This window comes from Saccharopolyspora sp. NPDC000995 (assembly GCF_053599315.1).
On sequence record NZ_JBSFLZ010000093.1, the window covers coordinates 1 to 23,871 of the forward strand.

Below are 23,871 nucleotides of genomic sequence, written 5' to 3' on the forward strand. Positions count from 1 at the left end.
GGCCTGCTGGCGCGACAAAACCTGCTACAACCCTGCCACCCACCAAACCACAAACAAGATCAACAAAGACCAAGGGTTGACTTAGGAAACTCATCGGGCCTCCTGCAACCTCTCCAACGCATCGGAGAGCTCGGCCAGCGAGTACACCACCACATCGGGTTCGGCGAGCTGCTCCGGCGTCGGGTCCGGCGGAGCTTCGCCGCGCACCACCCACACCGTGCGCAGCCCGACGCGGTGCGCGCCGCGCACATCCGTGTCGAGGCGGTTGCCGACGTGCACCGCGTTCTTCGGCTCGACGCCGGCTTCCCGCAGTGCGTGCTGGAAGATCCGCGGGTCCGGCTTCTCCGCGCCGACAACCTCCGAAACCGCCCAGATGTCGATGAAGTCGGCCACGCCATCCCGGCGCAACGCGTCCACGACGGCCGCCCGCTGGTTGGCCACGACCGCGATTTTGTAGCGCCCGGCGAGCTGCCGCAGGGTCGGGAGTACGTCGGGGTGCAGCACCGATGGCGGGTACTCCCAGTAGCGCTCGGCGCGGTCGGACAACCGCTGCCGGTCCTGCGCGGTGAGGAACCGCTCGGCGACCGCGGTGCGCAGGGATCCACCCTGGGTTTGGCGACGCTCGTCGTAGACCTGCTGGAACTCGGCTTCGTCGACGCTCCGGCCGTCTTCGTCCGCCAGTTCGCGCGCGGCGCGCAGCAACGCGTCGCGGTAGGCCTTGTCGTCGTAGATGGGGCCGCCGACGTCGAGCAGCACGAGGTCTATGCGGTCGGCTGCCGATACGGAACGGGCTTGAGGCGGCACGTCGCGTCCTTCCGGTCGTGGTCCGCAACCCGGACCTTGATGTCACGTCCCATCGCAAAAATAACACCAATCTTGAAATTTTTAACACTAAATTGTGTGATATTTTCGGGTCGAGCCGACCAAGCCGACCATTAGGCGGGACCAGGAAGGGCACCCCCGTGATTACCATCGGCATCGACGTCGGCACCTCGGTGGTGAACTGCGTCGCCTACTCCGCGGACGGCACCGAGCTCACCGTCACTCACCTTCCGACCACGCCCTCGGCCCCGGCTGGGCCGAGCAGAACATGCCGGAGGTCTGGTCGGCCGTCGCGGACACCGTCGCAGAACTCGGCACCGACGTCGCGGCGCTGGCGATCACCGCTTTAGGGTGACGGCTGCTGCTGGTCGACGCCGCCGGGCACCGGACCCACCCCGCGCTGGTCTGCAACGACGCCTGGGCCTCAGCCATCGCCACGAACTGGGCCGATTCCGGTCTGCTCGCCGAGGTTTTCAAGCTCCACGGATCGGTCGGCTTCGCCAGCCTGCCGCACGCGCAGCTCAGCTGGCTCGCCGAGCACGAGCCAGACGTCTGTGCGGTGTCGCGACTGCGGGTGGATCGACAAGACCTCACGCAAGAACCAAGCTGAGTTTGTCTGTTCTGGCTGTGGTTTCACCTGCAACGCGGAAGTCAACTCAAGCATCAACGTCGCGGCAGACAGGACGAAGGTCGCAAGCCAGGTCGGGCTTGTGCCGGAGGGACGACACCCGCACGCGGGTCGAAGAGCGTCCGTGAACCTCACCTCTCGCTCTGGCGAGAGTTGGAATCCCTCGCCCCAGGCGAGGGAGGATGTCAACTGATTGAGGTGTATCCGGTCGCGGCTGTATCTGTTCGCGGGTTTCCCGCCTCTTTAAGGGCATGACCGCGAACATCATCTCCCCCGACATGCGGCCGCCGGAGGCCGCCGAGCACGACGGCCCGGGCGGCTGGCCTTCGCTGAACGGAGCCATGACCCGCCGCGACGCTGAGCAGATGCTCGGCTGCGCCGAACTCGCGGCCGGTCTCGACGAAGGCGACTGGGTGGAGCCCTGGTACGGGGTGGTCATCCCGGCCGCCCGAGTCCACGACCAGCTGACCCGCGCAGCTGCCGCGCTGCTGCGCGCCGGGCCGCACGCCGTGCTGTCCGGCGCGACCGCGGCGGCGATGCACGGCTGCGATTCCGCAGCGGGCGGTGTTGTGCACGTGACCATTCCCTACGACCGCGAACTCCGCTCCCAGCCGGGCCTCGTCATCCACCAGGCCTGGATCCGGGAGTGCGACGTCGTCGAGCTTGACGGGCTGCGCACCCAGGCGTTGGACGTCGCCATCTGCGAGCTGCTGTGCACCGGCGAGCAACGCCCAGCGCTGGATTGCCTGGAGCAGGCGCTAGCCCAGCTGGGTGATACCGCCGAGCGCTTCCGGGCGCTCGTCGCCGAACGGCTCGCTCGGCGCAGAGATCGCCGGGGTACCCGGCAGGCCGCCGCCTTGCTCCAGCTTGCCTGGTCGAAGCCGCGCGGCGAGTTGGTCGGAGGTGCGCGATGAGCCCCCGGACGTCAACTCGCGCGTCCGAACCAACCGGCCGCCTGGGCGGCCTCGCACACCTCGACGAACCGCGCGTAGGCGGCGTCATAAAGCACGCGGTTGGCCTTGTCCGGCTGCAACGGATCGGATGTCCCGACCAGGTCGCGGGCCACCTCGGTGATGTCGCGCCCCGTCAGCAGCGCATGCGCGGTCACGGCCGCGCCCAGGGCCTGTTCGTCGGTGGTGCGGACGACCGGCAACCCGGTGACGTCTGCGATCACCTGGCGCCACAGCTGATTCGCCGAGCCGCCCCCGGTGAGCCGCAGCTCGGTGGGTTGCGCGGTGCTGGCGACCAGGCAGTCCCGGATGACCATGGCCAGCCCCTCCAGGCAGGCCCGGGCGATCTCGGCAGACCGTGCTCCAGGCTCAGGCCCTGCAGGCTGCCGCGCGCTGCCGGGTATTGGCGCCCACCGACGAGCACGGCCCCGGTGGGAGCGGGAGGCCGTGGCGGTCAGCGTTGCAGGCTGGTCAGGGCGGTGTTCACCATCGCTCTGATGCCGACGAACAGCGCTCGCTCGTCCAACGCGAACGTTGGCTGGTGCAGGTCCTTGACCCGACCGACCCCGGAGTGCACGCCCAGCCGGGCGAACGAGCCCGGCACGTGCTCCAGGTACCAGCCGAAGTCCTCGCCGCCGGATGATTGCGGCGTGCTGGCCAGCGCGTCTTCGCCGAGCCCCGCCCCGATCCCGGCCCGGAACACCTCGGTGCTCTCGGCTTCGTTGACCACCGGCGGCACCCCGCGCCGGTGCTGCAGGTCGAACCCGACGCCGAGGGGTGCCAGCAGGCTGTGTACGAGTTCGTGCACCAGCGGCTCCAGCTTCGCCCAGGTGTCGCGGTCGCCCGTCCGCAGCGTTCCGGTGAGCACGCCGTCCTGCGGGATGGCGTTCGGCGCCTCTCCCGCGTGCACCGCGCCCCAGGTCAGGACGGTCCCGGTGCGCGGATCGACCCGGCGCGACAGCAAGGTCGGCAGGCCCGTGATGACGGTGCCCAGCGCGTGCACCAGGTCCGCGGTCAGGTGCGGGCGCGAGGTGTGCCCGCCAGGCGAGCTCAGCCGGAGTTCCAGCAGGTCGCTCGCCGAAGTGATGGCCCCGACCCGCGTTCCGACCTGGCCCACCAGCAGCCGCGGGTCGCAGTGCAACCCGAAGATCCGGTCCACTCCGTCGAGTGAACCGGCGGCCAGCACGTCGAGTGCGCCGCCGGGCATCACTTCTTCGGCTGGCTGGAAGATCACCCGCACCCGGCCGGGCAGGTTCGGCGCGACGGCCAGCGCCAGCGCGGCACCGAGCACGACCGTCGTGTGCGCGTCGTGCCCACACGCGTGCGCAACACCGTCCACTGTGGATGCGTACGGCAGTCCGGTGGCTTCGGTCAGCGGCAGCGCGTCGATGTCGGCCCGCAGCGCCACAGTGCGCTGGCCGGGCCTGGTCTCGCCACCGATGTCGCAGACCAGGCCGGTTCCCACCGGGAGGATCCGGGGACGCAGGCCGGCCCGGGTTAGCCGTTCCGCGAGGAATGCCGTGGTCTCGTGCTCGGCGCGGGAAAGCTCCGGATAGGCGTGGATGTGCCGTCGCCAGGCCACCACACGTCGCGCGTTGTCCTCCAGCCAGACATCCAGCCAGGACGGTCCACGACCAGCACCGAGGTCGGCCACGGCGGATTCCACGCTGGACATGGTGCTGCCGATGGGCGCACTCAGCCCGTCCACGCCTGCCGCGACGAGGGCGCCCCGGGTGACTGCGGAGCGCTCCGCCGGATCCCAATCCGCCTCTTCCACCGCATAACCACCGTTCCGGGACTGACCCGGCTCCGAGCCACGAGAATCCACCACGGTCACGCCACGCCTCCCGACGCGCAGAACTCTTCCGACGAACTTCGACCGGACCGGTCGCGCACGGACGCCAGCAGGCGATCTCGTTGCGCGCCGTCCAATGCGGCGGCCACCGCGGTCCAGGCCATCGCCACCGCCCCGTCGAGCACCGCTCGATCGGCGGCCGGGGTCGCGCAGGCTGCGGCGAATTCCGCCTGGTGGTTGACCGCGTCGCCGCAGTCCACCGCGATCATCGGATGGATCGCGGGCAAGGCCTGGGTCACGTTGCCCATGTCGGTGCTGCCGATTACCCGGCCCTGCTCTTCGCCCCGGTCGAGCGGTTCGCGCCCGAGCTCGGTGATCGCGCGGCGGTACACCTCCGAGAGCCATCCGTCGGGGCTCAGCTCCGCATAGACCGGGGAGATCTGCACGACTTCGTGCTCACATCCGGTCGCCGTCGCACCCGCCTCGAAGCAGGCCCGAATGCGGTTCTCCAGGCGCTGCAGGGAGCGGGCTTCGACAGCACGCAGGTTGTAGACCGCCGCAGTGTGCGCGGGAACGATGTTCGGTGCCGCGCCACCTGCTGTAACGATACCGTGCACCATCTGCCTCGGCTCCAGGTGCTGCCGCAACAGGCCGATGGCGACCTGCGCGACCGTCAACGCATCGGCCGCGTTGCGGCCGAGTTCCGGGGCCGCCGCAGCGTGCGCCTCGCGGCCGGTGTAGCGGACCTCCAGGTCGGTGATGGCCAGCGAGGTCGGGCGGCAGACCTCCTCCGGACCCGGGTGCACCATCATCGCCAGGGCGACGTCGTCGAAGACACCGCGTTCCAGCATCAGCACCTTGCCGCCGCCGGTCTCCTCCGCCGGGGTCCCGATCAGCCGCACCGTGACGTCCAGGTCGTCGGCGATCTCCGCCAGCGCGAGCGCGGCCCCGACTCCGGCGGCGGCGATGACGTTGTGCCCGCAGGCGTGCCCGACCTCGGGTAGCGCGTCGTACTCAGCGCAGATGCCGACGACCAGCTCGCCGCTGCCCGCCTCGCCGACCAGTGCGGTGTCCAGGTCGGCAACCGGGGTTCGGACGGTGAAGCCGTGCCGGGCGAGCAGGTCCGCGACCTTGGCGGCGCTGCGGTGTTCGGCGAACGCGAGCTCGGGCTCGGCGTGGATGCTGCGGGAGAGCTCGACCAGCTCCGCTTCGTGGCGCTGCACCGAGTCGCGGCAGTGGGCGTGCGCTTCGGTGGAACGTTTGGTATCGGGGCGCGGGAGCGGGGTGGTACTCATTTGCGCCCATCCTGCATCATCCGGGCCTACAGCGCGGCCTTGGTGAGCGGCCGGGAGCTCACCGGTACCCACACTGCGACGAATGGGTGGCAGCGATTCGGCAGTGCCGAAGAATTCGAGTCCCGGCGATGCGGATTTACATATCGTTAACACTATCGATTTGAATGCGCCGGCAACAACCGGGCGACCGCCGAGGAAGTTCCCGCGGTCGGGACGGTGTCCGGGACGCCGGGACCGGACTCCCGCGATCTCCAGGAAAAGGTGTGGGCCGGCACCGGTCGGGGGGCTTCCCGGTGCCGGCCCACGTCGGTGGGGGGCTAGATACCCCTTGGCTGGTGCACCGGAGCCGCCATTACCCCTGGCGGGGCCGGGTCCGCGCACGCGGCCAGTTGTGAAAATCCCACAGGTTCGACGCTAGGTCTAGTCCATAGCGAGAATTACCACGAAATAATCCCGCAAAGAACCGACCACCCCGCCGGTTTTTTATCGCCGTCTGCTACTTCTTCCGCTTGACAAAGAAGACTGGCTTCTTCCTCAGCTTGCGGGATAACAGCACGAGCGCGATCAACACGACTCCGGTGACGCCGATGGCGAGGCGCTGCCGCTCGTCGGTCGGCGGCTTGGCGGGTGGAGCTTGCGGCGGGCCCGGTTCTTGGGCGTGCACTCCCACCGACGCTTCGGTGGGCGCGGCACCGCCCTCCGCCAACGCCGACGGTGCGAATAAGAGGAACAACGCGATCGCGAGGCCAGCGAGCACGCGGCCGGTCCGCCACATTATGGCTCCACACCCTTCTAACGCCGCGTCCGTTGACCACACAGTCAGGTGGTCACCTGTGCAGGTCTATTTGATCATATTCGAAGCCGAGAGTGATCAGCACCGCGCGACTTGTGCCGGATCGGCGCAACGCGACACGCCTGCATACCCCCCGGGTCAGCGACCCCGCCGCTCCCGCTCGATGCGGTCGCCGAGCTCGTCCACCACCAGGATCTCCCGGGCGATGCTGTCCGCGCGGTACGCCGCCCGGCCCACGAGCTGCGCCAACACCGGCGCGGTGAGCATCTGGAACAGGCCGACAAGGATCAGCCCCGAGGCGTAGATGAAGTCGAGTTGCACCGCGGTGCCGATCAGGATCAGGATCAGCCCGAGGGTCTGCGGCTTGGTCGCCGCCTGCAGCCGGGCCGTCACGTCCGGAAAACTCAACACCCCGATCGCGCCAAGCAGGCAGGACAGCGCGCCGCCGATCAGGCACACCGCGGAGAACACGTCCAACCAGCTCATCGGTACGGCTCCTTCTTCTCGATCAACCGCGCCGCGCTGACCGAACCGATGAAGGCCAGCAGCGCGAACGCGGCCAGCAGCGCGATGTTCGAGCCGTCGCCCAGCCAGCCCATGCCGACGCAGGTCCCCGCGACGATCAGCGTGACGAACACGTCGACCGCCACGATCCGGTCCAGGGTGGTGCGGCCGAGCAGCAACCGGACGACCACCAGCAAGCCGGCCACGCACAACAGTCCGAAGGTGATCGCGAAGACCCAGACCATGCTCACCCCTCCCGTCCACTCACCAGCGCCACCTCGTTCGCCGAGCCGACCGCCTGCACCACCCGCCGCTCCAGCGCCAGCACGTCGCGCCGCACCGATTCGACGTCCTCGACCCGCATACCGAGCGCGTAGACGTAGCAGATCCGGTTGACCCGGTCGATCTGCAGGACGAACTTGCCGGGCGCGAGCGACACCGCGTTGGCGACCATCGCCGTGATGTGGTCGGAGTCGGTCCGCAACGTCACCGCGACGATGCCCGACTTCGCGTTCGGCCCGTGGCGCAGCGCCTGCCAGGACACCCGCGCCGTGGAGGTCACCAGGTCCCAGGCCAGGTAGCCGATCAACTGCACCAGCCGCAACGGCCGCACCTTGATGTTGGTGTTGATCGTCGGCAGCGGGAACACTGTGGACACCAGCAGTGCCACCACCAGGCCGAAGAACAGCGTGCCAAGGTCGAAGGTGCCCCACAGCATCACCCAGACCAAGGTCAGCCAGGCCACCAGCGGTAGCCGTTGCAGCAGCCGCCGCCGACGGCCGATTGCCTGCTCACTCACCGGCGCCACCTCCCAGCACCGCCGTGCGATAGGTCTCGCCGTTCATCAGGTCGGTCGCAGCCCGCCCGCTGACGTCGGCCAGCGGACCCGCCACCACGGCGATCACCACGCTCGCCGCCACCAGCACCCCGCTCGCGACGACCATCGGCCGGTTCGACGTGGCAGTGCCGACGACAAGCTCGTCGGTGGGATCGGGGTCCGGTTCCGGCGCCTTGACCTGGCCCCAGAACGCCCGGGTCCACACCCGCGCCATCGCGTACAGGGTGAGCAGGCTGGTCAGCACCGCCCCACCGGTGACCGCGTAGGCCGTCGGGGTGCCCGCGCCGGCACCGGCCTGCAGAAGCGCCAGCTTGGCGACGAAGCCGGAGAACGGCGGCACCCCGGCCAGGCTCAGCGCGGGCAGCGCGAACAGCACCGCGATCAGCGGCGCGGCCTTCGCCAGCCCACCCATCCGGGTCAGCGCCACGGTGCCGGTGTGCCGCGTGATCAAACCGCTGACCAGGAACAAAGTGGCCTGCACGGTGATGTGGTGCACCACGTAGAGGATCACGCCGGTCAGCCCCACCACGTCGTATACGCCGAGCCCGAACAGCATGTAGCCGATGTGGCTGACCAGCAGGAACGACAGCAGCCGGTTGAGGTCGTTCTGCGCCAGCGCTCCCAGCGCCCCGACGATCATGGTGATCAGCGCTATGCCCAGCATCAGGTTCCAGCTCTCGGAATGGCTGAAGACCAGCGTCTGGGTGCGGATCAGCGCGTAGATGCCGACCTTGGTCAGCAGTCCGGCGAACACCGCGGTGACCGGCGCGGGCGCGGTCGGGTAGCTGTCCGGCAGCCAGAAGTGCAGCGGCACCATCGCCGCCTTCACTCCGAAGACGATGACCACCAGCAGCGCGAGCGCGATCTGCAGCCCGTCCGGCAGTTGCCGCACCTTCTCGCCCAGGTCGGCCAGGTTGACCGTGCCCGTGGACGCGTACACGAGCGCGATCATCGTGATGAACAGCAGCGACGAGGCCAGGCTCACGATCGTGTAAGTCATGCCCGCCCGGATCCGGGTGGCCGTGGTGCGCCGGGTGATCAGCACGTACGACGAACTCAGCATGATCTCGAACGCGACGAACAGGTTGAACAGGTCGCCGGTGAGGTACGCCAGCGACACGCCCGCGCACAGCATCAGGTACATCGGGTGGAACGTGGTGCTGGAACGCTGGCGGCCATAGTCGGTGATGCGCTGGCCGATCGAGTAGATCAGCACCGCGAAGGTCACCACCGACGAAACGACCAGCAGCAGCGCCGAAAGCCGGTCGGCGACGAGGGTGATGCCGAACGGCGCGGGCCACGCGCCCATCTGCAGCACCACCGGGCCGTAGCGGTCCGCGACGTAGAGCAGCACGGCCGCGTCGACGATGATCCCGCCGAGCACCAGGAGCCCGAGGGCGCGCTGCAGGTCGGCGAACCGACCCAGCGCCAACGACAGTCCAGCAGCGGCCAACGGCAACAACACGGGCAAGGCCACTAGGACTGTCACTGCGTGGCCTCCTTCGCCAGTTCTTCGGTGGTGTCGTCCTCGGACTCGGCGAGGCGGCGCTCCATCCGCTGGATGCGCCGGTCCTCCACATCGTCGCGGACCTCGTCGTGGCCTAGCAGCGTCCACGACCGGTATGCCAGCGCCAACAGGAAGGTGGTCAGCGCGAAGGTGATCACGATCGCGGTGAGCGCCATGGCCTGCGGCAGCGGATCGGCCATCTCGTTCGGCGCCGTGGTGCCGATCATCGCGGCGCCGGCGGGTGGGCCGCCGGCGGTCTGCAGCAGCAGATTTGAGCCGTGGCCGAGGATCACGATGCCCAGCAGGATCCGCATCAGCGAGCGCTGCATCAGCAGGTAGAAGCCGACCGAGTACAGCACTGCGAGCACGACCGCCATCGTCAGGTTGACCGTCATCGCTGCCCCCTGGCCGCCGCTTCGACGTCGGCTTCGATGCCCGATCCCAGGGTGCGCAGCAGGTCCAGCACGACGCCGACGATCAGCAGGTACACCCCGCTGTCCAGCAGCACACTGGTGACGAACTTGATCTCGCCGAGCGACGGCACGGTGAACTTGTAGATCGCGGTCTCCAGGATCTGCCCGCCGAAGAGCAGCGGCAGGAATGCGGAGCCGGTCGCGATGGTCAGGCCGAGGCCGATGAGCACCGGCGGGCGCATCGAGACGACGGCGCTGTCGTCCATCCGGCCGCCGGCCAGATAGCGCAGCACGAACGCCTGCCCGGCGACCAGGCCGCCGCTGAAGCCGCCGCCGGCCCGGTCGTGCCCGGCGAACAGCAGGTAGATCGACAGCACCAGCACCGTCGGGAACACGATCCGGGAGGCCAGTTCCAGCAGCATGGTGCGCTGCGTCCCCTCGCGGGGGAAGCCGGACAGCAGCCAGCGTTCGCTCGGGGCGTCCCAGCTCGTCCAGGCGGGCTTGTGCTTCGTCGGCGATTTCATTCGCGCACCTCCTCCTGCTGCTGCTCGGCAACGGCCGGGGTCTTGACCCGCGTCGCCGGTGCCACGCGGGTGCTGCGTTTCCGCCGTTCGTGTCGGGACGCCAGGATCAAGCTGGCGACGCCGGTGGCCGCGACGGCGAGCACCGAGATCTCGCCAACGGTGTCGAAGGCGCGGAAGTCGACGATGATCGCGTTGACCACGTTGGTCGCGCCGGCGCCCTTCTCGGCGTTGGCGATGAACTCGGCGCTGGCCTCCGACGGCGCCTGCCGGGCCGCGCCGAAGATGACCGCCGCCAGCGAGATGAACACCCCGGCCGCGCCTGCGATGATCGCCTTGGGCACCCGCAGCGCCCGCTTGGTCCGGGTTTCGGACTGGGTGAAGCGAACCGGCAGCCGACGCAGCACGAACACGAACGCCACCAGCGTCAACGTCTCGACCAGGAACTGCGCCAGCGCGAGATCTGGGCCACCGTCCACGATGAACAGCCCCCCGATGCCGTAGCCGACGACGCCGACCAGCAGCACCCCGGTCAACCGGCGGCGCGAGCGCAGCACCGCGATCGCCGCCACGACGACCACGATCCCCAGCGGGATCTGCAGGAGGTTGTCGTAGATGCGCAGATTCTCCGGCACGCTGGCGCGCATCAACAGCGCCGAGCCAGGGATCACGAGCACGGTCAGCAGGATGATGCCGAGGTAGGTCGGCAGCGAACCGACCTGCAGGCGACCGGTGACCCCGACCGCGATCCGCTCCAGCACAGCCATGATCCGCTCGTACCCGCGCTGCGCGTCCAGCAGCCGCGGCAGTTCGTTGCGCAGCGCGGTCAGGCGCGCCCGCCCCACGTGCAGCACGACACCGCCGGTGACCGCGATCGCCGACAGCAGCAGCGGCAGCGTCAAGCCGTGCCAAAGTCCCAAGTGGTAAGGGGTGTCGCCGGAAGGGAAGGCGCTGGCGTAAGCGCTCGCGAGGCGGTCGGCGATCGGGAACCCGATGCCCATGACAACGCCCGTGAGCGCGGGCAACCCGGCGGGCGTCAGGGACTGGAAACCGGCCGGCTTCGCCTCGGTCGGCGCGAGGCCCCGCTTCACCGCGAAGGCACCCCACAGCAGCCGGAGGCTGTAGGCGACCGTCAGCATCGAGCCGACCACCAGCACCAAGTCCACGAGCAGCTCCGGCTGGGAGCCGCCGAGGAAAGCGCTGAACGCCGCTTCCTTGCCGACGAAACCGAGCATCGGCGGCAGCCCGGCCATCGACGCCGCGCCCAGGATCGCGGTCCCCGCCAGCCACGGCATCCGGCGGCCCAGCCCGGACAGCTCCCGGATGTCGCGGGTGCCCGCCTGGTGGTCGATGATTCCGACGACCATGAACAACGTCGCCTTGAACAGGCCGTGTGCCAACAACATCGTGGTCCCGGCGACCGCCGCCGTGTAGGTGCCGGTACCGAGCAGCACCATCAAAAAGCCGAGCTGGCTGACCGTGCCATAGGCCAGCAGCTTCTTCAGGTCGTACTCGTGCAGCGCCCGCCAGCCGCCCAGCAGCATGGTGGCCAGGCCGAACACCACGGTCGGCAACCACCACTGCGGCACGCCGGCGAACACCGGCCCCAGCCGGGCAACCAGGAACACACCGGCCTTGACCATCGACGCGGCGTGCAGGTACGCGCTGATCGGGGTCGGCGCCACCATCGCGGCGGGCAGCCAGTTGTGGAACGGCAGCTGCGCGGACTTGGTGAACGCGCCGACCAGGATTAGCACCGCGGCCACCGCGACCGGGGTGCCACCGGGCGGCTTCGCGATCAGCTCGGAGATCCGGTAGGTGCCCGCGGACTCGCCGAGCACCACGAAACCGAGCAGCATCACCAGCCCGCCCAGGCTGGTGATCATCAGCGCCTGCAGCGCCGACCGCCGCGACTCGCGGCTGATCCCGGCCTGCCCGACCAGCAGGAACGAGCAGATCGTGGTCAGTTCCCAGAACACGTAGACGGTGATCAGGTCGTCGGCGAAGACCAGTCCGAGCATCGCGCCCGCGAAGGCCAGCAGCAGCGGCGCGGAACGCCTCGCGGCACCGCCGCCGGGGCTGAAGTACGCGTCGGAGTAGATCAGCACCAGAGCGCCGATGCCGGCCACCAACACGGTCATCAGCAGCGCGAGCGGGTCCAGCCGGAAGCTGAATTCCAGCCCGATCAGCGGCGCCCAGGCGACCGACTCGGTGATCACCTGCCCGGCCAGCACCGGTTGCGCCTGCGCCAGCACCCACACCAGCGCCGCCGCCGGCGGGACGGCCGCGGTCAGCAACGCTGCGCGGGTGCTGCGTCGGGCGAGGAACGGGAGCGCGAGAGCCACCAGCAGGTGCACGATGACGAACGCGAGCAAAAGCACCTCCTCGACGCCGATTGGTCGTGGTCACCCGGACCCGCCGACACCCGACCACCGGGATTGTTCGCCAACGCCACCGCAGACGCACCGCGACGAACGATGTCGGCGGCGTGCAAACGCTGCGAATATCGGCTTGAGGAAGGTTCGGGCCACCGATGCACAGCGAGGTCCGATCGGAGCCCAACTTATCCGAAACGCCCCATCCCGAGCCAATCCGCCACCGGCGGCGTATTGGCCGCTCGGAGGCCTTTTTTCGTTGCGGCGAAATGACCTTGGCGACATCCGGGGAGGCATCGCCGCGACCGTCGGCGTGGGATTGTTCACTTTTCGTAACGCCGATTCCGCCACACCCGGTGATCGTCGCTGCGATATCGGGTAATCGTCCCAGGTGAGCAACGATCCTCGCCGGTTCCGCCTCGCCCGTCCTGCCGACCATGGAAAATATGGCCGTGCCCACGGATAGCTACGAGCGTGACACCCTGGCCGGCGCCGGCCGGCTGATCGCGGACCGGTACCGCTTGGACAGCAAGCTCGGCGGCGGTGCGATGGGGACCGTGTGGTCCGGCACGGACGAGCTGCTGCGCCGCCAGGTGGCGATCAAGGAGGTCAAGCTCCCGCCGGGGATGCCGGACGAGGAGGCCGCGGAGCTGCGCGAGCGGGCGCTTCGGGAAGCCCGCGCCATCGCGGTCCTGTCGCACCCCAACGTCGTAACGCTCTACGACGTCGCCCGCGAGGACGGCGAACCGTTCGTCGTCATGGAGTTGGTGCCGTCGCAGAGCCTCGCCGCGATCCTCGGCAAGCACGGCGCGCTCGGCGACCACCAGCTGGCGATGATCGCCGACGGCGTCGCATCCGGGCTGGATGCCGCGCACCGGGCTGGCATCGTGCACCGCGACGTCAAACCCGGCAACGTGCTCATCGGCGACGACGGCCGGATCAAGGTCAGCGACTTCGGGATCTCCCGCAACATCGCCGAGCACACCATCACCAGCACCGGCATCCTGCTCGGCACCCCGGCGTTCATCGCCCCCGAGGTCGCCGCGGGTGAGGCCGTCACCGCCGCCGCCGACCTGTGGGGGCTCGGCGCGACGATGTTCGCGGCGGCAGAGGGGCGTACGCCCTACGACGTGCGCAACGATCCGCTGGCCACCGTGACCGAAGTGGTGCGCGGTCCCGTGCCGCAAAGCACCCGGCCAGGCCCGATCGGCGACATCGTCCGCGGCCTGATGGTCAAGGACCCGACGCAGCGGATGCCGTTGACCGAAGCGCGCCGCCGGATCCAGCACCTGCTGCCCGAGCCCGGGATCCGCCCGTTCGCGATGCTGCTGGACCCGGATGCGCCGACGGTGAAGGTGCGGCAGCGGGTGTCGTCGTCGCCTCCGCCGATGCAGCAGCCCTCGATTGAAACTGACTCGGTGCCGCTGGCCCAGAATCCCGGCCTGCCGCCGTTCGCGCTGAAGGATCCGCCGGCGCAGGCGCGCCGCAGGTCGCCGTGGGCAGTGCTCGCGCTCGGCGTCGTCGCGGTCGTGCTCTTCGTCGCCGCACTGGCCGGGGGTTTCGCCGCGACCCGGCTGGCCGCGGGCGCGTCGGTACTGCCGGATTCGGCGCCGCCGCTGGTCAAGCCAGGTCAGTTGTATCTGATCACGCACCACGACATCGCGAAGCACACGGCCGCCCCGGACGCCGAGGAGTTCAGCATCAAGGCCCCGGGCGATCCGGGCTGGCGGCTGTTCCACAGCGAGCGCAACGACTTCGCCAACAGCGCGGTGGTGTCGTTCGTGTCCCCGGACGGCACCACGGAGATCGCCGTGCAGCGCTACGGCGGTTTCTTCCGCCCCGGAAAGGAGATGTCGGACTACGAGGCGGAGCTGCAGAACTCCGCCGCGGGCGCGTCCGGTGTCACCGTGGAGTCCACCGTTTCCTCCGGCCAGGACCAGCAGCGCCTGAAGTACCGGGCGACCGAGAAGTCGCTGATCGGCTCTCCCACCGAGGGGCGGCAGCGCAACACCGCCGCGGAGTTGATCCGCCACGGCAACGACCTCTGGATCGTCCGGGTCACGGTACCGAGCCGCGAGGCACAGACCAGCGAACCGATCCTCAACCAGATCCAACCGACCCTGCACATCGGCCCATGAGGATGTTCCCGCAGCCCAACTGCGGCAAGCTGCGGGAATGTCCTCATCAGACGTGACGGATCGCAGTTCTTCGTGCGCAAGCGGACCGCGGTCCGGACGTTGCGTCGGCGCGCAAGGGGAGATCCGGCGCTGGTTCGGGTGTTGTCACGGGCTCCCCGAGCGTGGAGAACCGGAGTAATGACTCCATGTATTCGGAGTCATTACTCCGGTCGGCGTGACTCCGTTCGCCGTACCCTGCGTGTTCGTGCTCCGGGTGCGGGACGGCCAGAACGTCGAATCCCGCGACTACGTGGACCACTTCGCCTTCGCCAAGGCCAGCGAGGCGCCCGACTCGCTCCTCGCGGGCTGGAACGCCGCCGCGCGGCTCGGCACGGACTAAGCTGCGCGCCCGTGACGCCTACGACGCCTTCCGACCCGTCCGCCGCCGCTAGCGCGGCCGCCGCCAAGATCAGCGAGATCACTGGCATCGACCGCCACGACATCGTCGTGGTGCTCGGCTCCGGTTGGCAACCCGCCGCCGAGGAGATCGGCCGGCCGGCCACCGAGCTGAGCACGTCCGACCTGCCGGGCTTCGCGGCGCCTGGCGCGATCGGGCACAGCGGCAAAATCTGGTCCGTGCCGGTAGGCGACAAGCGAGTGCTGGTCACGCTCGGGCGGACGCACCTGTACGAGGGCAAGGGCATCGAGCCGGTGGTGCACGGCGTGCGGACCGCCGTCGCCGTAGGGTGCCGGACCGTGGTGCTCACCAACGCCGCTGGCGGGCTGCGCGAGGGCATGCAGGTCGGTCAGCCGGTGCTGATCAGCGACCACGTCAACATGACCGCGCGGTCGCCGCTGGTCGGCGCGAACTTCGTGGACCTCACCGACCTTTACTCGCCGCGGCTGCGGGAACTGGCCCGCGGCATCGACTCCTCCCTCGAGGAGGGCGTGTACGCCGGGCTGCCCGGCCCGCACTTCGAGACGCCGGCGGAGATCCGGATGCTGCGCGGGCTCGGCGTCGACCTGGTGGGTATGTCCACGGTGCTGGAGGCCATCGCGGCCCGCGCCGAAGGCGCCGAGGTGTTCGGGCTATCGCTGGTGACGAACCTGGCCGCCGGGCTGTCCGGGCAACCGTTGAACCACCAGGAAGTCCTGGACGCCGGCAAGGCCTCGGCCAGCCGGATGGGCAAGCTCCTGCGCTCCCTGCTGGAAGCCGCGTAGGAGCAGCCGTTTACCGGACTCGTTCGAGTGGCGGTGCGGGTGGCGGTACCTCAGACGCCGTCCGGACTCCGGGATCACCGATTCGGGCATGACCATACGCGGATTCGTGGGCTGTCCTGGCCGGACGACGCCTGAGAACCCGCGGCGGTGCCGGTCGCTTGGGTGGGCCGAGCAGCTACGCCGCTTCAAAGCCAAAAGACCGAACCGGGTTACGAGCAGTCGCCGCAGCATCCAGAATCACTGACGGAATCATTGCAGGATGCAACAAAGCCCTGGAGGTGGCGTGACGCTGAATGCGCAGGTGCGCGAGGCCGCTCGGCGCTGGATCGCCGACGACATCGACACGCGAACGCAGGCCGAGTTGCAGCAGTTGCTAGACGCCGACGCCGCGGAACTCGCGGACCGGATGTCCGGCATGCCTCGGTTCGGCACCGCAGGCCTGCGCGCAGCGGTTCGCGCGGGTGCGAACGGCATGAACCGCGCCGTGGTCGTGCGCACGACTGCGGGCGTGGCGGCCTGGTTGACCGAGCACGGTCACGGCGGAGGTGTCGTGTTGGTCGGTCGCGACGCGCGGCACGGCTCGGAGGATTTCGCCGCCGACGCCGCCGGTGTGCTGGCCGCCGCCGGTTTCGACGTGCGGATGCTGCCCGAACCATTGCCGACGCCGGTGCTGGCCTACGCCGCCCGCGCGCGGCACGCGGTCGCGGGCATCCAGATCACCGCATCGCACAATCCGCCGCAGGACAACGGCTACAAGCTGTATCTGCAAGGCGGCATTCACTTGGTGAGCCCGACCGACACCGAGATCGAGGCGGCGATCGCCGCGGCTCCGGCAGCGAACGCGGTGCCACGCGAGGAAAGCTGGTCAGTCTGCGAGTCCGCACTCGGCGACTACGTGGCACGGGTTTCGACGCTGCCGCGCGGCAACGCCCGCAGGCTCCGGATCGCGGCGACCGCGTTGCACGGCGTCGGCGCGCAGACGCTGCTGCGGGCATTGCATCGCGCGGGCTTCGATGACGTGCACCTCGTTGCGTCCCAAGCGAAACCGGACCCGGACTTCCCCACCGTCGACTTCCCGAACCCGGAGGAACCGGGGGCGACCGACGCGCTGCTGGAACTGGCCGCCGAGGTCGGCGCGGACCTGGCGATCGCGCTGGACCCGGACGCCGACCGGTGCGCGCTCGGTGTCGAGGAAGACGGCACCTGGCGGATGCTGCGCGGCGACGAAACCGGCGTCCTGCTCGCCCAGCACATCCTGTCCACACTGGACTCCGACAGGGATCCGGACCCGTTGGTGGCGACCACGATCGTTTCGGCGACCATGCTGCGCTCGATCGCCGCCGAGCTCGGCGTCCGCTACGACGAGACGCTGACCGGGTTCAAGTGGCTGGTGCGCGCCGGTGACGGCGCCGGAACCGGCCTGGTCTACGCCTACGAGGAAGCGCTCGGGCATTGCGTCGACCCGGACGCGGTACGCGACAAGGACGGCATCTCCACCGCCGTCCTGGCAAGCGACCTGGCCGCCACTGCGAAGGCATCCGGGCGCAGCGTTGCGGAGCTGCTCGATGCGCTTTCCGCTAAGCACGGCGTGCACCAGACCGGCCAGGTTTCGGTGCGGGTCGCGGATCTGAGCGCAATTCCGCGAATCATGCGGCGTCTCCGCAAACAGCCGCCGAACGAACTCGCGGAGACCACTGTGGACGTGGACGACCTGTTGCCGGGCACCGATGCCCTGGTGATCACCGGGAAGGGTGGGCTGCGCGTCGTCATCCGCCCGTCCGGGACCGAACCCAAGCTCAAGTGCTACCTGCAGGTCGTCGAGCACGCCGGCGAACTCCCACTGGCGGCGGCGAAGCAGCGGGCCGCGGGCCGGCTGGACGCGCTGAAGCAGGCGGTTTCCGATCTGGTGCGGGGGGACTGACGATGCCGAGACTGCTGATCGTGCACCACACACCGTCGCCGGGCATGCAAGCGATGTTTGAGAAAGTCGTCGCCGGGGCGACGACCGACGAGATCGAGGGCGTCGAAGTGGTGCGACGAGCGGCGTTGAGCGCCACCGCCAGCGATGTCCTCGAAGCCGACGGCTACCTGCTGGGCACGCCGGCGAACCTCGGCTACATCAGCGGCGCGCTCAAGCACTTCTTCGACACGATCTACTACCCGTGCCTGGATTCGACGATCGGTCGGCCGTACGGCTGCTACGTGCACGGCAACGAGGGCGTGGAGGGCGCACTTGCGGCGATCCGGTCGATCACCACGGGTCTGTCGTGGCAGCAGGTGGCGGAACCGGTCACGGTGCTCGGCCAGCCCGACAAGGATGCGCTGGAGGCCTGCTGGGAACTCGGTGCCACCGTCGCGGCCGGGCTGATGCCCTGAACGGCCGCAACAACGTTTCCGAGCTCACATCGACCGCGCAACGGCGCCCCATCCGGCGCTGGCGGGCGGTGACTTCGCGCGAAATCACCGTTTCCGCGACCAACCCCAGTTGATCTTGGTCCGCCCGGTCGGAGTAACCTGATCGTGTCGTCGGGGCGCGCCCCTTGACGGCAGCGGGGCGCCCCGGGCAAAGCCCGCCTTCCCTCATCAACGCGCGATGTTCGGGGCGCCCCGAACCTCGCTCATGGTAATCGGCCGGCCGGTCCGACCAGCTCAGCAGGTCGATCGAGGAGAACCGCGCAGGACTCCGGCAGCATTTGACCGGCCGCAGGGGTTACCCTGCGACAGTGAGTGAGGAAGCGATCCGACTCGAACTCGACGACTCCGGCGTCTCCGTGGATCTCCCACAGCCCCCCGGTCCCAACGATCAGGTTCAGGGCGTTCCCTACCGACCTGTCGAGTTCCGTGACGACGACCTGTCGGCCGCCCTGGAGCGGTCCGCCCAATGGCTTCGCGAAGCCCAGAACTGGCTGGGTGAACCCATCGATGTCATCGCAGTCCACCTGGACTACGACGATCGCGAAGGCGCCCCCTACTACGACCTCAAGTTGCTCTGCAACGAAGAGGATCTAGCAGGAGCACCGATCGCCCTGCGGAGACTGGAGAGCGGCGCCGTCGGCTGAGACGTGCGGCACGTACCGGCGTGGTCGGCCGACCACGGCGAGTAGTGCCCGAAACCAACGGACCTCGGCCGCGGAACCGAACGAATGATCGCGATGGCCCGCCCGGCCCCCCCGGGCGGGCCATCGCCGTTGTGAGCTCAGCACCGACAGTAGCGAATCACCTTGCGCGCCACGGATTCGAACCGACGGGAAGGTTCAGACCTTGGGCTTGGCCCAGCGCTCCAACTGGTCCGCCACTTCGGGGAGTTCTCGCTGGTCGCGGCCGACCTCGCGGACCAGCACCAGGGCCGTCTCGTCATCGGCTTCCACCCACCAGCCGTTCACGTCGCACATCGCCACCGCGGCCACCCAGCCCAGCCGCCAGTTGCCCTCGGCCAGCGGCCGGGTGCGCACGATCGAATCCAGCAACGCTGCCGACTTCAACCACAGCGTCTCGTAGGCGGGTACGCCTAGAACCTGCGCGTGCGGGCGGTACGCCGCGGCGTCAAGCAGTCCGCTGTCCCGCACCAGCAGGTCGCCGTCGGCCACTGCCGTCGCGAGCAGGAGCAGGTCGGACGTGTCGAGATATACGGTCACCGGTCAATAGTTGATCATGCAGGACCGAGCTTGTCCAACAAGCCCTGATATCGCGGTAGGACGCGTCGCATGACGTCGTCTAGTTGCTGTTCCTTCCGCTGCCGCGCCCAGCGCTCCGCCAGCGCGCTGCGCACGACCTCCTGCTTGGACCGCCCCTCGGCCGCCGCGAGCTCGGCGAGTCGCTGGTTCTCTTCCTCGGTGAGGCGCAGGGTCATGGCCATGCGGTAAATGGTATCGCGCTGATACCACTCGTCAAAGGCGATACTTTCGGTCGATGGCGAGACCGCGAGCGCACGACGAAGCCCTCCGCACCCGCCTGCTCGACCGGGCCGGGGAGCTGCTCTCCGCGCACGGCCCGGAAGGGCTCAGCCTGCGCCGGCTCGCCGCGGACGTGGGCACCTCGACCACCGCGGTGTACTCCCTGTTCGGCGGCAAGCCGGGGCTGGTCCGCGAGCTGTACGTCGAGGGGTTCAGGCGGCTGTGCGACCGGATGGAGCAGGTGGCTCGGTCCGGCGACTCGGAGCACGACCTGACCGCGCTGGGCCACGCCTACAGGAATAACGCCCTGGCCAACCCGCACTTCTACTCGATCATGTTCGGCCACGCGGTGCCCGACTTCACCCCCGACGAGCAGGCGCGGGAGCAGGCGCTGCGCAGCATCCAGCCACTGCGGGACGCCATCGCCAAGGGCATTGAGGGCGGGGAGCTGATCGACGCTGACCCGGCCGAGGTCGTCTTCGCTGCCTGGGCCCTGGTGCACGGCCTGGTCTCGCTGGAGCTGAGCGGTTCGGCTCCCACCGAAGATGAGCGCAGCGCCCGCTACGAGCGGGCGCTGCGCAATGGTTTCGCCGGTTGGAAGCGCTGACCCGAAGCGACAGGAGGTGGTTCCTCCGGGAGCAGCGCATCGTGAGCGTCCATGCCTGTTCAACGGCCACGAGCACCCACGAGTGCTTCCGGGTCGTGCCGGTTCTCCGCCCGGCGCGGGGGCGTTCGGGGTTGCACCGCCCGCACCGCCGCGCGGCACGCTCCGAAACGTCCTCAGCCGAGCGCGTCGTGGATGGCGGTCATGAGTTCACCCTCGGGGGTGTCGCCGTCCATCGACCAGACCATCGCGCCGCCGAGGCCCTGCTGCTTGAGGTACTCGACTTTGCGGGTGATCTCGGCCGCGTCGTCGAAGGTCCAGAACGTGGTTCCGTCGTAGAGCCAGGCGAAACCGGCCTTCTCGTGACGGTGCAGGGTGAACGAGCCGGCCTTGGCTTTGAGCACCTTGTAATCCTCGATGCCCGCCTCGTAGGTGGCCGGGGCGGGGCCAGTCGAGCTCTGGAACAGGCCGTTGTTCTTCTTCGGCACCCCGGTCCAGCCGCGACCGTAGAAAGGCACGCCGAGCACCATCTTGTCGTTCGGCGCCCCGGCTGCGCGCCAGGCCTTGATCGTCTGGTCGATGCTCCACTTCTCCGGCGACGGGTCGCCGTCGGGGCTGAAGATCGCCGACTGGTGGTTGGTCGTCGGTTGGTAGGCGCCGTGCAGGTCGTAGCCCTGGATCGTGCCGAAGGTGAGCAGGTCGAAGATCTTCGGCACCTCGTAGCCGGCCTCGATCTTCTTCGGGTCGGCGGGCAGGAACGCACTGAGGTCGTAGGTCTTGCCGCGCTCCTGGCCGACGGCGTCGAGCTGAGTGCGCCATTCCTTCAGCAGCGCGGTGTAGTTCTGCTTGTCCTCCGGGTTGACGACGTTGCCGGGGCCGCCCTCGGAGGCCGGCCACTCCCAGTCGAGGTCGACGCCGTCGAAGATGCCCGCGGCGACGCCGTCCCCGCCCTGCGGTTCGCCGAAGTGCGGCAGGTTGCCGCGGATCCACATGTTGATGCAGGACTTGACGTGGGCGGCGCGGGACTCGGGGGTCGCCGCGGCCGCGTGGAAGTTCTTCGACCAGGTCCAGCCGCCGAAAGAGATGTAGACCTTCAGGCCGGGGTGCTTCGCCTTGAGCTGCTTGAGCTGGTTGAGGTTGCCCGCGAGCGGCTGGTCGTAGGCGTCAGCCTTGCCGTTGACGGTCTGCTCGGCGGTGAAGCGGCGCTGGTAGTCGGCCCAGGCATCGCCTTCGCCCGCCTGATTGATCTGGAAGCACTTGCCGTCGGCGTCGAGGTTGCCGAAGGCGTAGTTGAGGTGGGTCAACTGCGCGGCGGCACCGGAGGTGTCGAGGTTCTTGACGAAGTAGTTGCGGCCGTAGATCGACCACTGGGTGAAGTAGCCGACCTTGCGGGCGACGGCCTGCGGCTGGGCAGCGGTCGGGGTGTTGGCGGCCCCAGCCGGGGCCGCCATCGAGGACAGTCCCAGCACGAGGATCGAGGCGAGCAACACCGGCAGTCGGAACGGGAAGCGGCGTCTTGCTGACATGGCGACTCCTGCGTCATCGAGGGATTCGCTCAATATGGTTTAGACCATATTGAGCGATCAGGTCTAGACCAGGTAGCGCCTGTTCGGCCGTACGCCGCTACTGCGAGCGGCTCATGACCGCACCCGCGGCGAGTACCCCGCTAATCCCGGAAATCCCAGGTAGGACCGGCCGCGACCCGACGCGCCGGGCACCTCCAGGGCACCCAGCCCCAGGGAAATCGGGAAATTCCCGCTGCGACGCGGCAAAGGCGTTCCCGCTTCGGGCAAAATCGGGAACGCTCATCCACCGCGCGATCTTGGAGCCGTCAGACCGCGCCGTACTCACGGTCACCCGCGTCGCCGAGGCCCGGGACGATGTAACCCGACTCGTTGAGCCGCTCGTCGACACTCGCGGTCACCACCCGCACCGGCAGCCCGGACTCCTCGAGTCGGCGCACGCCCTCCGGTGCGGCCAGCGTGCAGATCGCCGTGACGTCGGTGGCGCCGCGGTCGGCCAGCAGGCTGATCGTGTGCACCATCGAGCCGCCGGTGGCCAGCATAGGGTCCAGCACGAACACCGGGCGCCCGGCGAGATCGGCGGGCAGCGACTCCAGGTACGGCGTGGGCTGCAGGGTCGTCTCGTCCCTGGCGAGGCCGACGAAGCCCATCTGAGCCTCCGGGATCAGCCGGTGCGCCTGGTCGGCCATGCCGAGACCGGCCCGCAGCACAGGAACCAGCAGCGGCGGGTTCGCCAGCCGGAAGCCGTTGGTGCGCGCCACGGGCGTGTGGATGGGCTCCACCGCGACTTCGGCGCCCCGCGTCGCCTCGTAGATGAGCATCAGCGTCAGCTCTTGCAACGCGGCGCGGAACGCGGCGCTGTTGGTGCGAGCATCACGCATTGTGGACAGCCTTGCTTTCACCAGGGGATGGTCCACGACCCGTACATCCATGACCGACAACAGTAACCGCCAACCCCAGGAGGCACGTTGTCGCTGCTCAACGACGTGTCCCCGGTCGCACCCGACCGCAGCAAGCCGGGTGCCAACCCGCCGTCACCGTCAGCAATTTCCGTTGGCGTTTTCCATTGTGAATGAACCACTACGCGGCGTCCGGGCTGCCATCGCGAGAAGGCCGTTGAGGACACTCGGCGGTGCAGGCTGCAAGGGTGGGCCAAGGCGACTACGCCGCCACCGGCAGTCCCCGTGCCGCCGGACTTCCAGCGCCGCGGCTGCGGATCGACCAGGATGGAAACGCTCATTGAAACCGCCGATCGGATTCAATTGTAAATTTCGGGTTGTCCACAGTCGACGGTTCGCCGTGGCCCGACACGCCCGAGGCAGTGGGCTGCTTCTTCGATTATAAGAACAGCGTTCGTAACACGAACACCGTTCCTCGCCCGAGAAGGAGACGCGCCGCCGATCGAAGACCCGGCAGTGCTGCTATTCGGCTACCGGCACAACAGCGCGGTCGTCCGGGAGCCCGGCGACGGGGGCGAACTCCTGGAGGATGCGCCCCGTCCGACGGGCCGACCGGGCTCGCGCCCCGCACGTACGACTGTCCACATCTGACGGAGAGCTGTCCACGATCGACTTGTTCGGCAGGAGCTTCGTGCTGCTGACCGGATCCGATGCGTGGGTCAGGGCCGCTTATGAGGTCGCGGCCACCCTGGCAGTGCGGCTGAAGCCGCAACTGATCGGTGGTGAAGTCACCGGCGACTGGACCGGGCCGTACGGGGTCGGCGCGGACGGGGCCGTGCTGGTCCGCCCGGACCACTTCATCGCCTGGCGCAGCCAAGGGCCTGGCACCGCCGCCGACCTGGCAAAAGCCCTCCGCACGGTCCTCGACCGCTGAAAGCCGCAGCGGGTGCGCAGTTCAATCTCATTGAAACTGCACGCCCAACCGATAGCTCGGGGCGTGGTTCGAGGCCAGCTTCCCGAGCAGTTCCCAGCTCCGGCACTCGTCCTCCACTGAACCGATCGCGGTCTGGGCGTAGACGAGTCCGGTAGCGCCGGCCTCGAAGTACTCGGCGACCTCCTTCGAGATCAACTCCTCGTTCCCCGAGCGCGACCAGGTCGACGGTGTTGTCGATC

29 protein-coding genes are annotated in these 23,871 nt (G+C 68.9%); 10 read left to right on the forward strand and 19 right to left on the reverse strand.

What is annotated here, in order from left to right:
- Nucleotides 1-90: 90 nt before the first annotated feature.
- The 3 genes from ACWDKQ_RS25375 to ACWDKQ_RS25385 form a co-directional block, all read right to left on the reverse strand.
- Complete coding sequence (locus ACWDKQ_RS25375; RefSeq protein ID WP_450141261.1) at nt 91-804, reverse strand: HAD family hydrolase; 714 nt, start codon at nt 802-804, stop codon at nt 91-93.
- 237 nt (nt 805-1,041) lie between these two features.
- Nucleotides 1,042-1,254 carry a hypothetical protein gene (locus ACWDKQ_RS25380; protein ID WP_450141262.1) on the reverse strand — a complete coding sequence of 71 codons (213 nt, stop codon included), beginning with the start codon at nt 1,252-1,254 and terminating at the stop codon, nt 1,042-1,044.
- Complete coding sequence (locus tag ACWDKQ_RS25385) at nt 1,247-1,477, reverse strand: hypothetical protein (protein WP_450141292.1); 231 nt, start codon at nt 1,475-1,477, stop codon at nt 1,247-1,249. Before ACWDKQ_RS25385 ends, ACWDKQ_RS25380 begins: the two co-directional genes overlap by 8 nt.
- Here ACWDKQ_RS25385 and ACWDKQ_RS25390 point away from each other — a divergent pair.
- Together ACWDKQ_RS25390 and ACWDKQ_RS25395 are read left to right on the forward strand one after the other, a co-directional pair.
- Nucleotides 1,377-1,643, forward strand: coding sequence for a hypothetical protein (locus ACWDKQ_RS25390; protein ID WP_450141263.1), 267 nt, complete (start codon nt 1,377-1,379; stop codon nt 1,641-1,643). The genes ACWDKQ_RS25385 and ACWDKQ_RS25390 overlap by 101 nt on opposite strands.
- 58 nt (nt 1,644-1,701) lie before the next feature.
- Nucleotides 1,702-2,364: a hypothetical protein gene (locus ACWDKQ_RS25395; protein ID WP_450141264.1), complete on the forward strand. Its 663-nt coding sequence runs from the start codon at nt 1,702-1,704 to the stop codon at nt 2,362-2,364.
- A gap of 11 nt (nt 2,365-2,375) precedes the next feature.
- Here ACWDKQ_RS25395 and ACWDKQ_RS25400 read toward each other — a convergent pair whose 3' ends face one another.
- The 11 genes from ACWDKQ_RS25400 to mbhE all read right to left on the reverse strand — a co-directional run bounded on the left by ACWDKQ_RS25400 (nt 2,376) and on the right by mbhE (nt 12,441).
- Nucleotides 2,376-2,858 (reverse strand): FGGY-family carbohydrate kinase, encoded by a 483-nt coding sequence (locus tag ACWDKQ_RS25400; protein ID WP_450141290.1) that lies wholly within the window; start codon nt 2,856-2,858, stop codon nt 2,376-2,378.
- On the reverse strand, nt 2,855-4,237 hold the full coding sequence (locus ACWDKQ_RS25405) for an amidohydrolase (RefSeq protein WP_450141265.1): 1,383 nt from the start codon (nt 4,235-4,237) through the stop codon (nt 2,855-2,857). Before ACWDKQ_RS25405 ends, ACWDKQ_RS25400 begins: the two co-directional genes overlap by 4 nt.
- Entirely contained in the window at nt 4,234-5,490 is a 1,257-nt protein-coding gene (locus ACWDKQ_RS25410; RefSeq protein WP_450141266.1) for a M20 family metallopeptidase, read from the reverse strand. The genes ACWDKQ_RS25405 and ACWDKQ_RS25410 overlap by 4 nt, the downstream gene beginning before the upstream one ends.
- Before the next feature lie 496 nt (nt 5,491-5,986).
- Nucleotides 5,987-6,265, reverse strand: a complete 279-nt coding sequence (locus ACWDKQ_RS25415; RefSeq protein WP_450141267.1) for a hypothetical protein — start codon at nt 6,263-6,265, stop codon at nt 5,987-5,989.
- A gap of 156 nt (nt 6,266-6,421) precedes the next feature.
- Entirely contained in the window at nt 6,422-6,769 is a 348-nt protein-coding gene (mnhG, locus tag ACWDKQ_RS25420; RefSeq protein ID WP_450141268.1) for a monovalent cation/H(+) antiporter subunit G, read from the reverse strand.
- Nucleotides 6,766-7,032: a monovalent cation/H+ antiporter complex subunit F gene (locus ACWDKQ_RS25425; protein WP_450141291.1), complete on the reverse strand. Its 267-nt coding sequence runs from the start codon at nt 7,030-7,032 to the stop codon at nt 6,766-6,768. Before ACWDKQ_RS25425 ends, mnhG begins: the two co-directional genes overlap by 4 nt.
- 2 nt (nt 7,033-7,034) lie before the next feature.
- Complete coding sequence (locus tag ACWDKQ_RS25430; protein ID WP_450141269.1) at nt 7,035-7,586, reverse strand: Na+/H+ antiporter subunit E; 552 nt, start codon at nt 7,584-7,586, stop codon at nt 7,035-7,037.
- On the reverse strand, nt 7,579-9,114 hold the full coding sequence (locus ACWDKQ_RS25435; RefSeq protein WP_450141270.1) for a Na+/H+ antiporter subunit D: 1,536 nt from the start codon (nt 9,112-9,114) through the stop codon (nt 7,579-7,581). The genes ACWDKQ_RS25430 and ACWDKQ_RS25435 overlap by 8 nt, the downstream gene beginning before the upstream one ends.
- Nucleotides 9,111-9,527, reverse strand: a complete 417-nt coding sequence (locus ACWDKQ_RS25440; RefSeq protein ID WP_450141271.1) for a Na(+)/H(+) antiporter subunit C — start codon at nt 9,525-9,527, stop codon at nt 9,111-9,113. Before ACWDKQ_RS25440 ends, ACWDKQ_RS25435 begins: the two co-directional genes overlap by 4 nt.
- Nucleotides 9,524-10,069, reverse strand: coding sequence for an MnhB domain-containing protein (locus ACWDKQ_RS25445; RefSeq protein WP_450141272.1), 546 nt, complete (start codon nt 10,067-10,069; stop codon nt 9,524-9,526). Before ACWDKQ_RS25445 ends, ACWDKQ_RS25440 begins: the two co-directional genes overlap by 4 nt.
- Nucleotides 10,066-12,441 (reverse strand): hydrogen gas-evolving membrane-bound hydrogenase subunit E, encoded by a 2,376-nt coding sequence (gene mbhE, locus ACWDKQ_RS25450; protein WP_450141273.1) that lies wholly within the window; start codon nt 12,439-12,441, stop codon nt 10,066-10,068. Before mbhE ends, ACWDKQ_RS25445 begins: the two co-directional genes overlap by 4 nt.
- Before the next feature lie 446 nt (nt 12,442-12,887).
- On the opposite strand from mbhE, the gene ACWDKQ_RS25455 reads away from it, so the two are divergent.
- The 6 genes from ACWDKQ_RS25455 (at nt 12,888) to ACWDKQ_RS25480 (ending at nt 18,838) form a co-directional block, all read left to right on the forward strand.
- Nucleotides 12,888-14,579 (forward strand): serine/threonine-protein kinase, encoded by a 1,692-nt coding sequence (locus ACWDKQ_RS25455; RefSeq protein ID WP_450141274.1) that lies wholly within the window; start codon nt 12,888-12,890, stop codon nt 14,577-14,579.
- Between the two features lie 214 nt (nt 14,580-14,793).
- Nucleotides 14,794-14,958 carry a hypothetical protein gene (locus tag ACWDKQ_RS25460; RefSeq protein WP_450141275.1) on the forward strand — a complete coding sequence of 55 codons (165 nt, stop codon included), beginning with the start codon at nt 14,794-14,796 and terminating at the stop codon, nt 14,956-14,958.
- A gap of 11 nt (nt 14,959-14,969) precedes the next feature.
- Nucleotides 14,970-15,779 carry a purine-nucleoside phosphorylase gene (locus ACWDKQ_RS25465; RefSeq protein WP_450141276.1) on the forward strand — a complete coding sequence of 270 codons (810 nt, stop codon included), beginning with the start codon at nt 14,970-14,972 and terminating at the stop codon, nt 15,777-15,779.
- Nucleotides 15,780-16,038: 259 nt separating this feature from the next.
- Nucleotides 16,039-17,700 carry a phospho-sugar mutase gene (locus tag ACWDKQ_RS25470; RefSeq protein WP_450141277.1) on the forward strand — a complete coding sequence of 554 codons (1,662 nt, stop codon included), beginning with the start codon at nt 16,039-16,041 and terminating at the stop codon, nt 17,698-17,700.
- 2 nt (nt 17,701-17,702) lie between these two features.
- The gene (locus tag ACWDKQ_RS25475) at nt 17,703-18,155 is read left to right on the forward strand and encodes a flavodoxin family protein (RefSeq protein ID WP_450141278.1); all 453 of its coding nucleotides are present in this window, start codon (nt 17,703-17,705) and stop codon (nt 18,153-18,155) included.
- 347 nt (nt 18,156-18,502) lie between these two features.
- The gene (locus tag ACWDKQ_RS25480) at nt 18,503-18,838 is read left to right on the forward strand and encodes a hypothetical protein (protein ID WP_450141279.1); all 336 of its coding nucleotides are present in this window, start codon (nt 18,503-18,505) and stop codon (nt 18,836-18,838) included.
- A gap of 195 nt (nt 18,839-19,033) precedes the next feature.
- On the opposite strand, the gene ACWDKQ_RS25485 is transcribed toward ACWDKQ_RS25480, so the two are convergent.
- Together ACWDKQ_RS25485 and ACWDKQ_RS25490 are read right to left on the reverse strand one after the other, a co-directional pair.
- Nucleotides 19,034-19,414: a type II toxin-antitoxin system death-on-curing family toxin gene (locus ACWDKQ_RS25485; protein WP_450141280.1), complete on the reverse strand. Its 381-nt coding sequence runs from the start codon at nt 19,412-19,414 to the stop codon at nt 19,034-19,036.
- A 14-nt stretch (nt 19,415-19,428) separates the two neighbouring features.
- Nucleotides 19,429-19,635 carry a type II toxin-antitoxin system VapB family antitoxin gene (locus ACWDKQ_RS25490; RefSeq protein WP_450141281.1) on the reverse strand — a complete coding sequence of 69 codons (207 nt, stop codon included), beginning with the start codon at nt 19,633-19,635 and terminating at the stop codon, nt 19,429-19,431.
- 53 nt (nt 19,636-19,688) lie between these two features.
- On the opposite strand from ACWDKQ_RS25490, the gene ACWDKQ_RS25495 reads away from it, so the two are divergent.
- Nucleotides 19,689-20,279 (forward strand): TetR/AcrR family transcriptional regulator, encoded by a 591-nt coding sequence (locus tag ACWDKQ_RS25495; protein ID WP_450141282.1) that lies wholly within the window; start codon nt 19,689-19,691, stop codon nt 20,277-20,279.
- Nucleotides 20,280-20,452: 173 nt separating this feature from the next.
- On the opposite strand, the gene ACWDKQ_RS25500 is transcribed toward ACWDKQ_RS25495, so the two are convergent.
- Together ACWDKQ_RS25500 and upp are read right to left on the reverse strand one after the other, a co-directional pair.
- A complete protein-coding gene (locus ACWDKQ_RS25500) occupies nt 20,453-21,802 on the reverse strand; it encodes a glycoside hydrolase family 18 protein (RefSeq protein ID WP_450141283.1) in 1,350 nt (449 codons plus the stop codon).
- A 305-nt stretch (nt 21,803-22,107) separates the two neighbouring features.
- Nucleotides 22,108-22,731: a uracil phosphoribosyltransferase gene (upp, locus tag ACWDKQ_RS25505; RefSeq protein WP_450141284.1), complete on the reverse strand. Its 624-nt coding sequence runs from the start codon at nt 22,729-22,731 to the stop codon at nt 22,108-22,110.
- A gap of 556 nt (nt 22,732-23,287) precedes the next feature.
- Between upp and ACWDKQ_RS25510 the strand changes: the two genes are divergently transcribed.
- Nucleotides 23,288-23,632, forward strand: coding sequence for an aromatic-ring hydroxylase C-terminal domain-containing protein (locus ACWDKQ_RS25510; protein WP_450141285.1), 345 nt, complete (start codon nt 23,288-23,290; stop codon nt 23,630-23,632).
- 27 nt (nt 23,633-23,659) lie between these two features.
- On the opposite strand, the gene ACWDKQ_RS25515 is transcribed toward ACWDKQ_RS25510, so the two are convergent.
- On the reverse strand, nt 23,660-23,827 hold the full coding sequence (locus ACWDKQ_RS25515; protein WP_450141286.1) for a hypothetical protein: 168 nt from the start codon (nt 23,825-23,827) through the stop codon (nt 23,660-23,662).
- Nucleotides 23,828-23,871: the final 44 nt, after the last annotated feature.

Bases quoted from the DNA above. Each gene is read 5' to 3' on its own strand.
- ACWDKQ_RS25380 (WP_450141262.1), bottom strand. From the start codon at position 1,254: ATGGCTGAGGCCCAGGCGTCGTTGCAGACCAGCGCGGGGTGGGTCCGG.
- ACWDKQ_RS25395 (WP_450141264.1), top strand. From the start codon at position 1,702: ATGACCGCGAACATCATCTCCCCCGACATGCGGCCGCCGGAGGCCGCC.
- ACWDKQ_RS25410 (WP_450141266.1), bottom strand. From the start codon at position 5,490: ATGAGTACCACCCCGCTCCCGCGCCCCGATACCAAACGTTCCACCGAA.
- ACWDKQ_RS25415 (WP_450141267.1), bottom strand. From the start codon at position 6,265: ATGTGGCGGACCGGCCGCGTGCTCGCTGGCCTCGCGATCGCGTTGTTC.
- mnhG (WP_450141268.1), bottom strand. From the start codon at position 6,769: ATGAGCTGGTTGGACGTGTTCTCCGCGGTGTGCCTGATCGGCGGCGCG.
- ACWDKQ_RS25425 (WP_450141291.1), bottom strand. From the start codon at position 7,032: ATGGTCTGGGTCTTCGCGATCACCTTCGGACTGTTGTGCGTGGCCGGC.
- ACWDKQ_RS25440 (WP_450141271.1), bottom strand. From the start codon at position 9,527: ATGACGGTCAACCTGACGATGGCGGTCGTGCTCGCAGTGCTGTACTCG.
- ACWDKQ_RS25445 (WP_450141272.1), bottom strand. From the start codon at position 10,069: ATGAAATCGCCGACGAAGCACAAGCCCGCCTGGACGAGCTGGGACGCC.
- ACWDKQ_RS25455 (WP_450141274.1), top strand. From the start codon at position 12,888: ATGGCCGTGCCCACGGATAGCTACGAGCGTGACACCCTGGCCGGCGCC.
- ACWDKQ_RS25470 (WP_450141277.1), top strand. From the start codon at position 16,039: ATGCAACAAAGCCCTGGAGGTGGCGTGACGCTGAATGCGCAGGTGCGC.
- ACWDKQ_RS25475 (WP_450141278.1), top strand. From the start codon at position 17,703: ATGCCGAGACTGCTGATCGTGCACCACACACCGTCGCCGGGCATGCAA.
- ACWDKQ_RS25490 (WP_450141281.1), bottom strand. From the start codon at position 19,635: ATGGCCATGACCCTGCGCCTCACCGAGGAAGAGAACCAGCGACTCGCC.
- ACWDKQ_RS25495 (WP_450141282.1), top strand. From the start codon at position 19,689: ATGGCGAGACCGCGAGCGCACGACGAAGCCCTCCGCACCCGCCTGCTC.
- ACWDKQ_RS25500 (WP_450141283.1), bottom strand. From the start codon at position 21,802: ATGTCAGCAAGACGCCGCTTCCCGTTCCGACTGCCGGTGTTGCTCGCC.
- upp (WP_450141284.1), bottom strand. From the start codon at position 22,731: ATGGATGTACGGGTCGTGGACCATCCCCTGGTGAAAGCAAGGCTGTCC.
- ACWDKQ_RS25510 (WP_450141285.1), top strand. From the start codon at position 23,288: ATGCGCCCCGTCCGACGGGCCGACCGGGCTCGCGCCCCGCACGTACGA.